Annotated in this window: 10 protein-coding genes; all 10 read left to right on the forward strand. The window is 54.5% G+C overall.

The annotated features are described in order from the left end of the window. The first annotated feature begins 563 nt into the window (after window positions 1–563). Complete coding sequence (locus AC0YOB_RS16015) at window positions 564–2,303, forward strand: ABC transporter ATP-binding protein (protein WP_475793627.1); 1,740 nt, start codon at window positions 564–566, stop codon at window positions 2,301–2,303. Further along, window positions 2,284–4,116, forward strand: a complete 1,833-nt coding sequence (locus tag AC0YOB_RS16020; protein WP_475793628.1) for an ABC transporter ATP-binding protein — start codon at window positions 2,284–2,286, stop codon at window positions 4,114–4,116. Before AC0YOB_RS16015 ends, AC0YOB_RS16020 begins: the two co-directional genes overlap by 20 nt. A 186-nt stretch (window positions 4,117–4,302) precedes the next feature. Continuing rightward, window positions 4,303–4,701: a GNAT family N-acetyltransferase gene (locus AC0YOB_RS16025; RefSeq protein WP_475793629.1), complete on the forward strand. Its 399-nt coding sequence runs from the start codon at window positions 4,303–4,305 to the stop codon at window positions 4,699–4,701. Between the two features lie 591 nt (window positions 4,702–5,292). Further along, complete coding sequence (locus AC0YOB_RS16030) at window positions 5,293–6,237, forward strand: ABC transporter permease (protein ID WP_475793630.1); 945 nt, start codon at window positions 5,293–5,295, stop codon at window positions 6,235–6,237. Window positions 6,238–6,253: 16 nt separating this feature from the next. Then, entirely contained in the window at window positions 6,254–7,129 is an 876-nt protein-coding gene (locus tag AC0YOB_RS16035) for a carbohydrate ABC transporter permease (protein ID WP_475793631.1), read from the forward strand. 42 nt (window positions 7,130–7,171) lie between these two features. After that, window positions 7,172–8,800: an extracellular solute-binding protein gene (locus tag AC0YOB_RS16040; RefSeq protein ID WP_475793632.1), complete on the forward strand. Its 1,629-nt coding sequence runs from the start codon at window positions 7,172–7,174 to the stop codon at window positions 8,798–8,800. A 96-nt stretch (window positions 8,801–8,896) separates the two neighbouring features. Then, entirely contained in the window at window positions 8,897–11,137 is a 2,241-nt protein-coding gene (locus AC0YOB_RS16045; protein WP_475793633.1) for a helix-turn-helix domain-containing protein, read from the forward strand. 9 nt (window positions 11,138–11,146) lie between these two features. Further along, the gene (locus AC0YOB_RS16050) at window positions 11,147–13,354 is read left to right on the forward strand and encodes a family 78 glycoside hydrolase catalytic domain (RefSeq protein ID WP_475793634.1); all 2,208 of its coding nucleotides are present in this window, start codon (window positions 11,147–11,149) and stop codon (window positions 13,352–13,354) included. Window positions 13,355–13,398: 44 nt separating this feature from the next. Continuing rightward, window positions 13,399–13,824 (forward strand): lysostaphin resistance A-like protein, encoded by a 426-nt coding sequence (locus tag AC0YOB_RS16055; protein ID WP_475793635.1) that lies wholly within the window; start codon window positions 13,399–13,401, stop codon window positions 13,822–13,824. Further along, window positions 13,824–14,120: a nitroreductase family protein gene (locus AC0YOB_RS16060; protein WP_475793636.1), complete on the forward strand. Its 297-nt coding sequence runs from the start codon at window positions 13,824–13,826 to the stop codon at window positions 14,118–14,120. Before AC0YOB_RS16055 ends, AC0YOB_RS16060 begins: the two co-directional genes overlap by 1 nt. The last annotated feature ends 32 nt before the right edge of the window (window positions 14,121–14,152 follow it).

Genomic DNA, 14,152 nt, shown 5'->3' on the forward strand with positions numbered 1-14,152 from the left:
GAACGGGCCGGGCTTCCTGAATGGAATCGCAGCAGGTAAAGACGCCTCCAGAACCACTAATGTCAGTGGCGGCGGGGCGTCTTTTGCCTATAAATTCAGCTCGGAGTGGCGGTTCGAAATTGCAATTGTTCCTCAAACCTCATAGAGCGCATGATGCTTCGCTCCAATAAATCTATATTGGGTTTGAAGGAAGAAATTCACCTGGTCGCCAGGGGACGGCAGGAGCCGTTTTGTCTTATGCACGGTTCTGATTCAGTGGAACCGGTATCCGGTCTCTTATTTTTTATAGACCATCAAGGAGAACCGTCTCTGGCGAAAAAGCCTGTCATTATGCGGGATTTCCTTGGATATGCGCAAGCGCGGCGGGGGAGGGAGCAGTCCGCTGACTGCAAGTTTATCGATTTGCCAATCGCCTTAAGGCATATAACTTGTATATAATGAACGAAAGAAACGAATGCAGGGGCTGACCGCCCAGAGAAAGCTGACAACGAGGCAATGGTGGAATGACGCTGGAAAAACGACTGGACAAGTGAAGAGTTCATAATTTGGCGGAGGAACACGGCATGACCAACATTTTGCGTTTTTTGGGGAAATACAGGCTTGCAGCCGGCATGGCTGTCGTTATGGTGCTGGTTGAGCTGGCGGTGGAGCTGATTCAGCCTTATCTGATTTCGGTCATTATTGATGAAGGAATTTCGCAAAAGGATACGTCGGTGGTGCTGCTGTGGGGCGGAATATTGGTTGGAGGCTCGGTTGCCGCATTCATCGCAGGTATTCTGAGCTCTTTTTTTGCCTCGCATGCCAGTCAGGGGTTTGCGTTCGATGTCCGGGAGGCTCTCTACACCAAGGTGCAGGGATTCGCTTATCCGGTTTTTAACCGCTTTGCCACCTCTTCCCTCATTACCCGGTTAACGAATGATGTCACGCAGCTCCAGGATACGGTATTCATGGGACTAAGATTCATGCTGCGCATGCCGCTTGTGGTCATCGGGAGCATCATTATGGCGCTTGTCGTGCATGTACAGCTGGGATTCCTGCTCACCTTGACCGTTCCCGCGCTGCTCGTATTCGTCATCTGGATCATGAAGAGAGCTTCCGTTTTATTCAAAAGAGTCCAGATGAGACTGGATACGCTGAACCGCGTGATGCAGGAGAATCTGACCGGCATGCGGCTGATCCGCGTGTTTGTCCGGCGTAAGGAAGAGGCAGGCCGTTTTGCACGGCTGAGCCAGGAATTAATGGGGAGCACGGTCTCCGCTTTGCGTCTGACGGAGATTACCATGCCTTTTATTCTGCTGATCATGAACGCCGGCATTATTGCCGTGCTGTGGTTCGGGCATAAGCAAATAAGCATGGGGACGGCGACTGCGGGCGAGGTGGTGGCGGTTGTGAATTATTCGCTCCGAACGGCAGGTGCCCTGTCGGCCTTCTCCATGATTGTGGCGGCTTTCTCCAGAGCCCGGGCGTCTGCCCAGCGGGTTGATGAAGCGCTTAATACGGACAGCAAAGCGCCGGTCAGGTCGGGCCGAAAGCCCGAAGGGCTGTGTGAGGGGGGCGTGGAGTTCGAAAATGTCTCCTTCCAATACCCGCAATCGGAGGCTCGCGTGCTGGTGGACATTTCCTTCAAGGTACGTCCGGGCGACACCGTAGCAATCCTGGGGGCTACAGGCTCGGGCAAATCCTCGCTGATGCAGCTTGTTCTGCGCCTTTATGAGGAAACCTCCGGGGTCGTCCGCATCGACGGCCGGGATGCCCGCGAGCTGGATATGGAATATTTGCACCGCTCCATCGGCTATGTGTCCCAGGAGGTGCTGCTGTTCTCGGGCACGATACGCGATAATATCGCTTGGGGCCTGGAGGATGCCAGTATGGAGCAGGTGATGGAGGCAGCCAGGCTGGCGCAAATTCACGAGACGATCGAGAAGCTGCCGGATCAGTACGATACTCTGCTTGGGCAGAGGGGCATCAATCTCTCCGGGGGGCAAAAGCAAAGGCTGTCCATCGCCCGCGCCCTGATCCGCAAGCCGGCTATTCTGCTGCTGGATGACAGCACCAGCGCCCTTGATGTAAGAACGGAAGCGGCCTTGCTGCAGGCGCTCAAAGGGATGTCCTGCACGACGCTCCTGATTACGCAGAAGATCAGCTCCACGATTGGGGCGGATCTGATTCTGCTGCTGGACGAGGGCAGTCTCATTGCGCAGGGAACCCACGGGCAGCTGATGGCCAGCGACTACTTGTACCGGCGTATTTATGAATCCCAATTCGGGAAGGAGGGGGCAGCGCATGTGGGAAGCTTTAAGTGAACCCTTCAGGTACCCCAGGCCGCGCGTGAAAGATGCCGTTCCCGACGCTTCTCCAGCGGGCAAGCGGGTCAAAGCCCAGGCAAAAGACTGGCAGGGAACGCTCAGTCGGATATGGCATTATCTGTCCCACCGCAGGGGGCGGTTGTCACTGGTCATGCTGCTGGTTATTGCAAGCTGCGGGCTTACTCTGCTTGGTCCGTATCTGATCGGCATGGCGATTGACGATTATCTGGAGGGGCCGGGAGGCAGGCCATGGCTGCTGTTTCTGCTTGGATTGACCTGTGTCTACGTGCTTCAGTCCATTGTGGGCTGGCTGCAAAATATCTGGATGATCCAGATCGCCCAGGAAACCGTGCTGCGGATGCGCACCGATCTCTTCGCACAGCTGCACCGACTGCCGATTCCGTTCTTCGGGAGAAACCGGCAGGGCGATCTCATGAGCCGCATGACCAATGATATCGACAGCGTGAGCTCAACGCTCAACAGCTCGGCGATCCAGCTGTTATCCAGCGTGCTGATGCTGGCGGGCACGGTCATTGTCATGCTGCTGCTCAGTCCGCTGCTTACGCTGCTCACCTTTTTGGTGGTTCCGCTGATGGCGCTTGGCATGCGGTGGATTACGCGGCGGACAGGCGCGCTTTTCAGGGAGCGGCAGCGGAATTTGGGAGAATTGAACGGGTTTGTGGAAGAAACGCTGTCCGGCCAGCGGATTATCAAAGCGTTCTCCCAGGAAGAGCGGGTAATTCAAGAGTTCCATGAACGCAATGTGCGCATCAAGCATTCGGGTTTCTGGGCGCAGACCATATCGGGCTTCATTCCCAAGCTGATGAACGGGCTCAACAATCTAAGCTTTGCGATTATTGCCTGTGTCGGCGGAATATTGGCCATTCGGGGGGCGATAACCGTTGGGGTTATTATCGTTTTTGTCGAGTATGCCCGGCAGTTTACCAGACCCCTTAACGATTTGGCGAACCAGTGGAATACCCTCTTGTCCGCCATTGCAGGAGCAGAGCGGGTATTCGAAATCGTGGATGAACAGGAAGAAGATGTGGACGAGAGTACGGCGGTAGCGATTGATGCGGTGGCAGGCGCGGTCGTCTTCCATAAGGTGTCCTTCGCTTATGAGGAGGGGAGAAATACGCTTAAGGAGATCAGCTTTGAAGCGAAGCCTGGCGAAACGATAGCGATCATCGGTCCCACCGGAGCCGGCAAGACGTCGCTTATTCAGCTGCTCTCCCGTTTCTATGATGCGAATGCGGGCACGATCACGCTAGACGGGCGGGATATCCGGACGATCCGGCGGGAAAGCCTCCGCTCCCATATGGCCTTTGTGCTGCAGGATTCCTTTCTGTTCGAAGGCACGATCCGCGACAATATACGCTATGGCAGGCTGGATGCCACCGACAGCCAGGTGGAGGAAGCCGCCAGGCTCGCCAATGCCCATTCCTTCATTATGCGGCTCTCCGGCGGATATGACCGGGTGCTGATTGCCGATGGCAGCGGCATCAGTCAGGGACAGCGGCAGCTTCTTGCCATTGCGCGCGCCATTCTGGCGGATCCGGCCATTCTCGTGCTGGATGAGGCGACCAGCAGCATCGATACCGTTTCCGAAATCAAAATCCAGGAGGGCTTGAAGCGGTTGATGGAGGGGCGAACGAGCTTCGTCATTGCCCACAGGCTGAACACGATCCGCGAGGCCGACCGCATTCTGGTGCTTAAGGACGGGCATCTGCAGGAGCAGGGGCCTCACGAGGAACTGCTTCACAAGCAAGGTCTGTACAGCGAGCTGTATCATGGGCAGCTGGAGCAGTAAGTGAGCAATGGATTTTCATTTTTAGCTTTCCATTAAAGCCGATTCCGCCGCCGCGGGGTCGGTTTTTTGCAATTTGCATCAAAGCTTGCCGCTTGGGGTAATGAAGGGAGACACATAAGCCGGAATCCGTAAAGAAAGAGCCGGGTCAGCTATCAGGTTGAACGAGATTAAGAGGAGGCAGCAGTCATGATGGAGAGAAATGTGACAGGCAATGACGAAGCGGCTATTCGGAAGCAGGAGCCCATAGAACAGGAACTGGAAATCGAAAAGCAGGGAAATGGATTCATTGTAAGGGGAATTGGCGGACAGGTGGGCGAGATCAGTTACAAGCTGGTGGAGATGGATACCTGGGTCATTGACCATATCCGTATGGATGCCCCTTACAACGGGACAGAGCTGGAGCTCCAGCTGCTGAATCTGGTGGTGGAAGAAGCCAGGGACAAAGGCAGGAAGATCATTCCCTCCGCTCCCTATGTGCTGGAGCAATTCAAGAAAAATGCCGAATACGGCGATGTGTGGGAGAAAAGCGAAGAAGAATTGTCCGATAGGTACAGCTCGAACAGCGTTGGCTCGTCCAAGTCCTGATACGGGCTTGGAACAAGATTCTGGAATAGGTTTTTATGCGATTATCGGCGTATCTGCTAAGGTGCAGAGATCAAGAGGGCAGAGAAAATCAGAATATTGACGAAGCAGATCCTTGCAGATACTCGCAAAGATCTGCCCGACACGCAATAGAATCCAAATTACTCATCTGTCTTTATTTCTTCTTGAAATATGTGAATTTATCAATGCTGTTTCTTCAGGGGTGAAATCGGTATGCGCCACTATTGAAGATTCGTAATGGATAGTCATGTTTGAAGAATATTCAAATGCATGAGTAACTGATGTCGACGGATCCGGATATCACTGTTTTCAAAAAAGAGCGTCTTCCTGTCGGGGGCGCTCCTTTTTGCGTGCAGGATCACAGCTAAGAAGTTAGTTGACGTTAGCTGCATGGCCGACAAGCCGGGTATACTCCGCCAGGATATGTGTGTAGGGCCCGGGAGGCGCGTCCTGACTGGGCCCTACAAAAGATGTGTGTTCTAAAAAAGTTGTGGCTTGTGGGCATTCCCCGCCTGCTTTAGCATGGGAGTTGGCTGCAGCCGAAAGAGATTTGCATAAAGGCGGTAACGAAAAATGGAAAATACACTGGCCCGGAGGCGAGCGAAAGACCGCCGAAGACTGTTCGACCGAAAACGTCTTCTCATAAACATCCCTTTATTCGTGATGTTTATCCCGATCATCGCGTACTTTCTCGTATTCAGGTATATCCCGATGCTCGGGCTCGTGATCGCCTTCAAAGACTATAATTTCACCGACGGGATATGGGGAAGTCCCTGGGTGGGACTGGACCATTTCAAGCTGCTGTTCTCCAATCCGAATATGCAGAACATCCTGCGCAATACGTTTATCCTCAGTCTTCTGCAAATCGTCGTCGGCTTCCCGTTTCCCATTCTGACGGCGCTGCTCATTCATGAGGCCCGTAAGCTGTGGTTCAAGAAAACGGTACAGACCGCGGTCTTTCTCCCGCACTTTCTGAACTGGGTTATCGTGGGGCAGATCGTGATTACGATTTTCTCCCAGCAGACGGGCATCGTCAACACGGTGGTGGAGGCGCTGTTCGGCGAACCCTACGCCTTCCTGTACAATGAAGGCTCCTGGATCTCAATCTTCGTCGGGGCCGGTATCTGGAAGGGGGCCGGCTGGGGAGCGATTATTTATCTGGCGGCGCTCGCGGCCATCGATACGTCCCTGTATGAGGCGGCAAGTATGGATGGTGCCGGTAAATGGCGGCATATCTGGCATATTTCGCTTCCTTCGATCATCCCGACCATCGTGATCCAGCTGATCCTGACGATCGGCGGTGTGATGGAGGTCGGCTTTGATCAGGTGTACGTGCTCCAGAACTCGGTCGTATCCAGCATATCGGAGGTTATCTCCACCTGGAGCTACAAATCCGGAATCAACGGGGGGCAATTCAGCCTGGCGACGGCTCTTGGCCTGTTCGAATCACTCATTGGGCTGACGCTGGTGCTGGTAACGAACTGGGTCGCCCGGCGCTACAATCAAGGATTATGGTAAGGCAGGTGGGACATGGATGAGAGATTCACGAGGAGAGAAACTATTTTATTCACTGAATGCCATTATTCTGTCGTTGTTTGCCCTGAGCTGCATTCTGCCGATGGTGCATCTGCTTGCCCTGTCGTTCAGCAACCAGGATGCGATTGTGTCGGGGCTGGTATCGCTGTGGCCGGTCGGCTTTACGGCTGTCGCCTACGACAAGCTGGTGAACGGTACCCAGATTGTGAAAGCACTCGGAAACAGCATGCAGATTACGCTGGTCGGCACGTTCCTGAATCTGCTGTTTACGCTGCTATGCGCATACCCGCTGTCGCGGGGTTATATGTACGGCAGACGTTTCTTCACCCTGGCTATCGTCTTCACCATGCTGTTTTCCGGCGGTTTGATCCCTGGTTATCTGCTGGTCAAGTCGCTGGGACTGATCAATACCTACGGGGCGCTCTGGCTGCCGGGTCTGGTCAGCGTATACAATATGCTTGTCATGCGCACCTTCTTCATGGGGATTCCCGAGGAACTGGTTGAGGCGGCGCGAATCGACGGCTGCGGGGAGTGGAGGCTGCTGTTTCGGGTATTCCTTCCCCTGTCGCTGCCTGTCATTGTGGCGCTCGGCCTGTTCTATGGCGTCGGCCATTGGAACTCCTTCTTCAATGTCATGATGTTCATCAATTCGCCGGAAAAATTCAATCTCGCCGTGCTCGTCCAGCAGATGATTCAAAGTCAGTCGCTGCTTCAGGAGATCGGCACCATGTCTCCGGAGGATTTCGCTTCGATTACGCCGGAGTCCATCAAATCGGCCGGAGTTGTGGTCATGATTGTGCCGATGCTGATCCTTTATCCTTTCCTGCAAAGGTATTTCATCAAAGGGATTTTAATCGGGGCTATTAAAGGATAAAACCGTTTAACAGGAGAATTCATTGAATAGGGAGAGTGTCTCATGAAAGGTTATATGAGAAAAACGGCAGGCTGCACATTGTCGGGTCTGCTTGCTTTGACGGTCATCCTATCCGGCTGCTCCAGGGATGAGCCTACATCTTCCGCCTTGGGCGAAACCGGCGGGGCCGGGAAATCGAAACCGTCGATTACCGTATCGATGTATGACCGCGGCAATATCCCGCAGGATATCGGTACGGTGGATAATAATCTGTGGACCAAGTGGGTCAACGAAAACTCGGGGGTCAACGTGAAGTTCATTCCGGTGCCCAGATCCGACTCCGTCAAGAAATTCAACACGCTGCTGGCCGCAGGCCAGGCGCCAGACCTGATACTGGAATACGACACGAACTTCCTCAACCAGTTGTACACACAGAAGCAGATTATGCCGCTCGATGATCTTATCGATCAATACAGCACGGACTACAAGCAGCTGCTGGAGCAATATCCGCTGCTTCGGACGCTCGGAACGAAGCCGGACGGCAAGCTTTATGGAATCGGGCGGGTGCTTGGCTACATTCCCGGCAACTTTCTGTTCATCCGCCAGGACTGGCTGGACAAGCTGGGTCTGAAGGTGCCGGAGACCGATGAAGAAGCTTTCGAGATAATGAAAGCGTTTTCTGCCAAGGATCCGGATGGCAACGGAAAAGCGGATACGTTCGGTGCCAATCTGAGCGGCGCCGGCGGCGGCTGGGTCGACACCATGTTCCAGAATGTTTCCTGGGTTATCAATGACGGCAGTCTGGTGAGGGACTGGGAGCGGGCCGAAGCGGCAGCTTCCTACAAGAAGAGGATGTTCGAAGAAGGACTCGTCGACAAGGATTATCTGACGGACAATGTCGGCAAGAAATCGGAGCAGGATTTCCTCCAGGGCAAGACCGGGATCTACGGAGCGACGGGTAACGTGCATCTGATTTATACCCAGTATCAGACGCTCAAAAGCAATAATCCCGATGCCAGACTGACGGTTATCGCCGTTCCGCGCAGCAAATACGGCCAGTTCAGCCCCGGCTTCAATGCGCCGATACAAATGTCCGGCGTTGTGAATGCCAAAACGGCTTCCCCCGAGGGGGTGATACAGCTTGTTGATTTTCTGAGCAGCGCATCCACAGTCAAAACGATGAAGTACGGCCTCGAGGGCGTTCATTACAAAATGGAGAACGGCAAGGAAGTCACCCTCGACAAAGATAAATATGACAAGGAGATCAGCTGGCTGGGCGATTTCCGGATGGTCGGATCGCAGCACCTGATCAACGAATTTACCAAATATCTGGAGGATCTCGACCAGTCCAAGCCGCTGGACAAGGATGTTTATGACATGATGAAAAAAGCCTACAGTCTCTACATCTCCAAAGATCAGCCTATACCGGCGATTACGATGGACGGTTATATGCCGGGTCTGCCCGCAGACATGCTGTTCATCGCCAACAACGTGAACCAGCCGGTAACCGACCTGTGGAACAAGGCGGTTGTCAGCGGCAAAGGCTATACGGTGGAGCAGGCCGCCGCCGATGCGAAATCGCTATGGAAAAAGTCCGACGGCGAGAAGCTGGAGAAGTGGTATGCCGACTGGTATGCGGCCAATAAAGACAGTTGGGTATTCACCAAAGATCTTTACGATATGAAATTTTAATGGAATGAAGGACCTTCCCTACCGGCTGCGTATGACGCGATGCCGGTCGGATCTTCGCCTTTACCCGAGATTGGCTCGGAAGGAAGGGGGATGCCGATGAAAACAAAATCGTGGTTTCAACGGCTGCTGTCCACGTATTTGCCGATATTTTACCTGGTCGTTTTCTTCCTGATCTTCGTATTCTTCATGACCGTCAGCCAGATGTCGCGCCAGCAAACGGCCAAAGCGAACGACAGCTATGCCAAATATGTCATGCAGGCGCTGGAGTCTGCCCTGCAGAATATCGACCGGGTATTCTACAGGGAACTCGATACCGATCCCGATATCCAGGCATTCCTGTTCCGCAAAGACGACACTGGCGAAAGCGAATACCTGCTCAACAGTCGGCTGGCGAACAAGTTTAAAACCATGGGAGTCAGCTATCCGCTAATCCACTCCATCTATCTGTACCGGGACTCGGACCGCCGGGTACTGACCTCCAATGCGATCATGTCCAGCGACAACTTCGGCGATCACGAGTTCGCGGAGGAGCTGGCAGGCGGAGAAGCTCCCTATACATGGACGGGAGTGCGCGATTACAGGCTTTTCAGCTTCGATCCCCTCACTTCGGTTGTCTCGCTGGTCCGCAAGGTGCCTCTGCAGTACGAGAGCCGGGGGTTTCTCGTCATCAATGTCTCGGTCAGTGGAATCCGGGGCATGGTGGATGAGATGGCAACTCAGAATGTCGGCTCCACGGCGGTATATGATGCTGCGGGCCGGGCGATTGTCGGTTCGGTCAACGACAACCTGCAGGGTATGTCTTTGGTGAAATCCTCCTACATGATGTGGGAGGTGCGGACCGGCCTGATCGGAGGGTCGGCATACGGGGTAATCCTGAATTTCTTCTATGGCTGGATTGCGCTCGGCTTTGCGGTGATTCTGCTCGGAACGTTCGGGATCGTGTTCGTTACCCGGCGTTATACCTCGCCGCTTGACGCCATAGTCCGGCGCATCAAGTCCTACTCCAAATCCAGATCGAAGGAGCTGGCGGTGATGGCCAGCGGGCAGCCGCAGTTCTTCGAGACGGCATTCGATCATCTGCTGGAAATGGCGAATTTGTACACCGATGTTCATCATGAGAATCTGGTTTACCGCAGAAAAACCTTCTTCATCGAGCTGGTTGGCGGGGAACGGAGAATCGACGCTTCTGCCTGGGAAGAAGAGACCGGAAAATTCGGAATGACGGCCGGTTTCCGGGAGCTTGGGATCGGCATTCTGGATATCGATAAATATCCCGGCTTCTGCGGAGCGTACAGCTATCAGGATCAGAATCTGATCAAGTTCGTCATCTCAAGCGTCGTGAAGGAAACGGCTGCCGAGATGCGAGTAGCCGTTTGGTCGGAATGGCTGGAGAACGAGCGGCTGACCGTGCTGTTCCGCACGGAAGAGCCAGAGCCTGGACTCCGCTCGGAGGTTGCCGTCTTGTGCGACAGAATCCGGCTTTGGATTCAGGATAATCTGGAGTATACGGTGACAATCGGGATCGGGTCAGTTGTGGAGGAGCTGGGAGATGTTCCGCGCTCCTTCGATGAAGCCGAGGAGGCATTGACCTATAAATCCTCTGTGGGTATGAACCGGATCATCGCTTATAGCGATACTGAGCGCGGTTTTCAACTGGATTCGTTTGTTTATTTGCAGCTGATCCGCAGCATTGCAGATTCTTTCAAGCTGAGAGATGCAGACTGGAAGATCAAGTTTGCCGAGCTGGTGGATCATATGCAAAGCCGGCTGTTTTTGCGCCAGGATATGGTTAATCTGCTGCAATACATGATTTTTCATATCTCCAAGGAGGTATGGGACCTCCCCGCGCCTTACAAAGAGGCGTGGGATCGGGTGACCCCGGAGCTGAGCGGCGTGCTGAAGGACTTTGACACGCTGGAGGACGTCCGGGAGCGGCTTGAAGCTCTGCTGGACGAGGCCGCGACACGGTTTGAGCAACTCCGTCCCGGCAAGCAAAATCAGGAACTGATTCGCAATGTCAAAGCTTACATCGAAGCTCATTATCACAGTCCTGATTTATCTCTGGGTCTGCTCAGCTCCGAATACGGCATCCATCAGAGCAATTTGAGCCGTCTGTTCAAGGAGGAAATCGGCGAGAATTTCGTCGACTATTTGGCCCGCATCCGGATTTTGCGGGCGAAGGAGCTGCTGCAGACGACCGTTGATTCCATCCAGGATATCGCGGGACGGGTGGGGTATCTGCATTACTTTTCCTTTAACCGGGTATTCAAAAAATTAATGGGCCTGACGCCGGGCGAATACCGCAGAAGCGCAGCGTCGGAACTGAAAGGCCGGTAGGAGGCATACATGGATAAACATTGGCAGGCGCGCTGGATCCGGCATCCGGAGTTTCAAGGCATGGCCCCGATCGGGCTGCTGCACAAGGAGGGAGATCCACAGCCTGGAAGCGTGCACCCTCCGGAGCTGAAGCATCATCATACCCTGTTCCGCAAAGAGATTGACCTGGCAGCGGAGCAACTGGAGAAGCTGCGGCTGGATATCAGCGCGGATGATTATTACAAACTTTATATCAATGGAATATTTGTCGCGCAGGGTCCGGCCCAGGGATATCCGTTCCATTATCATTACAACCGGCTGGATGTCACTCCTTACATGGTGGCCGGACGCAATGTCATCGCCGTCCATGTATATTACCAGGGGCTGGTGAACCGGGCCTACAACAGCGGGGATTTGCGGCAGGGATTGATTGCCGAGCTGACGACGGCGGGCGAACCAGAGCCGCTTGCGGAAACGGACGAAAGCTGGCGCTGTGCGCGCACGATGGAATATGGCGCCGGGGACGCAGCCACGACCGGCTACGACACCCAATATATCGAGCATATCGACAGCCGCCTTGCCTTCCATGGCTGGCGCGCGGCGAGTTATGACGATTCCGGCTGGCTGACGCCAGCCGCGCTCGGGCTGGAGCATACCGGTTACATGCTCTTCGAGCAGCCTACGCCTCCCGTGGAGGTATACCGGAAGAATCCAGCCCGGGTGCAGCGGATCGGGGATGATCATTATCTGATAGACTTCGGAGAGGAGATTACCGGCCAATTCACGATGAGGGCCCGCGGTGAAGCAGGAACCGTCGTTGAAATACGCTGCGGAGAAGAACAGGATGATGAGGGGCATGTACGTTATGAAATGCGCTGCAACTGCAATTACCGGGAACAATGGACCTTGTCCGGGCACGAGGACGAGCTGGAGCCTTTCGAATATAAAGCGTTCCGCTATGTGGAGGTCATCGGGCCGGACGGGGCTCTGGACGAGCAGACGTTCGCGGCTGTCGTGCGCCATTATCCGCTGAAAGACGCGCAGAGCGGCAGCTTCCGCTCGGAGGACCGCTTGTTAAGCGGCATCTGGGATATTTGCGGCCGGGCCGTCCGCAACTGCGCTCAGGAATCTTATGTGGATTGTCCGAGCCGGGAGAAAGGACAGTATCTCGGGGACAATACCATTATCGGCCATGCGCATCTGTATGTGAGCGGCGATTCGCGTCTGGTCCGGAAGGCGCTTCGCGACTTTGCCTTAAGCACGGCGGTATGTCCGGGTATGATGGCGGTGGCGCCGGGGAACTTCATGCAGGAAATCGCAGACTTCTCCTGCCAATGGCCGATGCAGCTGCTCACCTATTACCGGTATACAGGAGATGCCGAATTCTTACGGGAGATGCTTCCTTATGCCGAAGGCATCGTCGAATATTTCCGGAGGTACCGCCGTGCGGACGGTCTGCTGGCCGATGTCAGGGACAAATGGAACCTCGTCGATTGGCCGGATAATCTGCGGGATGGCTACGACTTTCCGTTGACGCGTCCGGTAGGAGACGGCTGCCATAATGTGATCAACGCGCTCTATTACGTCTGCATGAAGACGGTGCAGGAGATCAAGGATGAGCTGCAGATGGATTATGAGGACTCGCTCCCGGCATTCAAAACCGCGTTTCTCGCAGCTTTCTACCGGCCGGAGAGCAAGCTGTTCGCGGATGCAGTGAACAGCGGGCACAGCTCGCTGCATGCGGTTGTGTTCCCTCTGCTGTTCGGACTGGCGCCAGAGGAAGCAGTGACTGCGCTCGTTGCCGAAATCCGCCGCAAACGGTTCAGCTGCGGCGTCTATATGGCCTATTTTGTACTGAAGGCGCTGGCCGGCGTGAGAGAATACCCTTTGATCTATGAGCTGATTACCGGGGATGACGAGCATTCCTGGAGCCAGATGCTTCGTGAGGGAGCAACCAGCTGCTTCGAGGCCTGGGGCAAGGACCAGAAGTGGAATACCAGTCTGTGCCATGCCTGGGGCAGCGCTCCGATTCCCGTGGTCATCGAGGATATCATCGGTCTGAAGCCGGCGCGGCCGGGATGGGGAGAGGTTTCGTTCGAGCCGCAGCTGCCTCCGGGTATGAAGCCGTTTCATCTGCGCATCGCTGTCCCCGGAGGCACGGTAGAGGTGCGCTACGATGGCAAGGCTGCGGAGCTTGTACTCCCTGATCAAGCGGTAAGACGGGAGGCGTGCCGGTAAAGCCATAGATGTTTAAAGGTCAATATTCAAAGAATAGGGACGGGATGCCGACAGCCATGTGCTGGTCGGGTCACGTCCTTTCTTTATGGATGGTTGTTTCCCGCCGCTTCCCTATCCCGAAACGTAATTGGATTTATTATTTACTGCTTGTCCTTGCGCTGATTGTGATCAGTCTCAAAGGCTTCAAGGCCGCGACGGCAGACGATGTATTCTTCTTTATCTTTTTCACCTTGTTGGTAGGGTTCGTGGAGGAGGCCGTTTACCGGGGGCTGATTCTGAAGACCTTGCTGAACAAATGTGTGCGGGCGGCGGCCATCACCTCCAGCATCCTGTTCTCGATTACACATATGTTGAATGTAATGTCAGGTCAAAGCACGGAGCAGACGATTTTACAGCTGGTATATGCCCTCCTGGCCGGTTGCGCCCTGACCAATACGGAGAATGGGCCAAGAAGCAATACTGCCATCTGATGCAGGCTCATCTGCTGGTTGTCATTAAAGCCGATCCCCGGCAAAAATACTGGGAAGACGCATTTTCAGCCGCGGCTGCGCTTATCCAGAACATCCAGCTGCTGGCATGGGAGCGGGAAGTCGGTGTCGTCTGGAAAACGAATGAATACAATTGGGATCCCCAATTTCATAAAGCTGTCGGCCTCATGCCGGAGGAAAGAATCATAGGCACGCTGCATCTGGGCTATTTTGACAAGATCCCCCGTCCCAAGCCCAGAACGCCCCTGGAGCAGCTGCTGACGGTTATTCAGGATTGACGGATATTAAAGTCCCAATTACTCGGCTATCA

The sequence above is a fragment of the Paenibacillus sp. JT31N17 genome, from assembly GCF_056269255.1.

Excerpts from the sequence above, each read along its gene's own strand:
- AC0YOB_RS16050 (WP_475793634.1), top strand. The coding sequence starts at position 11,147 with ATGGATAAACATTGGCAGGCGCGCTGGATCCGGCATCCGGAGTTTCAA.
- AC0YOB_RS16055 (WP_475793635.1), top strand. The coding sequence starts at position 13,399 with ATGCCGACAGCCATGTGCTGGTCGGGTCACGTCCTTTCTTTATGGATG.
- AC0YOB_RS16045 (WP_475793633.1), top strand. The coding sequence starts at position 8,897 with ATGAAAACAAAATCGTGGTTTCAACGGCTGCTGTCCACGTATTTGCCG.
- AC0YOB_RS16035 (WP_475793631.1), top strand. The coding sequence starts at position 6,254 with ATGAGAGATTCACGAGGAGAGAAACTATTTTATTCACTGAATGCCATT.
- AC0YOB_RS16015 (WP_475793627.1), top strand. The coding sequence starts at position 564 with ATGACCAACATTTTGCGTTTTTTGGGGAAATACAGGCTTGCAGCCGGC.
- AC0YOB_RS16030 (WP_475793630.1), top strand. The coding sequence starts at position 5,293 with ATGGAAAATACACTGGCCCGGAGGCGAGCGAAAGACCGCCGAAGACTG.
- AC0YOB_RS16025 (WP_475793629.1), top strand. The coding sequence starts at position 4,303 with ATGATGGAGAGAAATGTGACAGGCAATGACGAAGCGGCTATTCGGAAG.
- AC0YOB_RS16060 (WP_475793636.1), top strand. The coding sequence starts at position 13,824 with ATGCAGGCTCATCTGCTGGTTGTCATTAAAGCCGATCCCCGGCAAAAA.
- AC0YOB_RS16040 (WP_475793632.1), top strand. The coding sequence starts at position 7,172 with ATGAAAGGTTATATGAGAAAAACGGCAGGCTGCACATTGTCGGGTCTG.
- AC0YOB_RS16020 (WP_475793628.1), top strand. The coding sequence starts at position 2,284 with ATGTGGGAAGCTTTAAGTGAACCCTTCAGGTACCCCAGGCCGCGCGTG.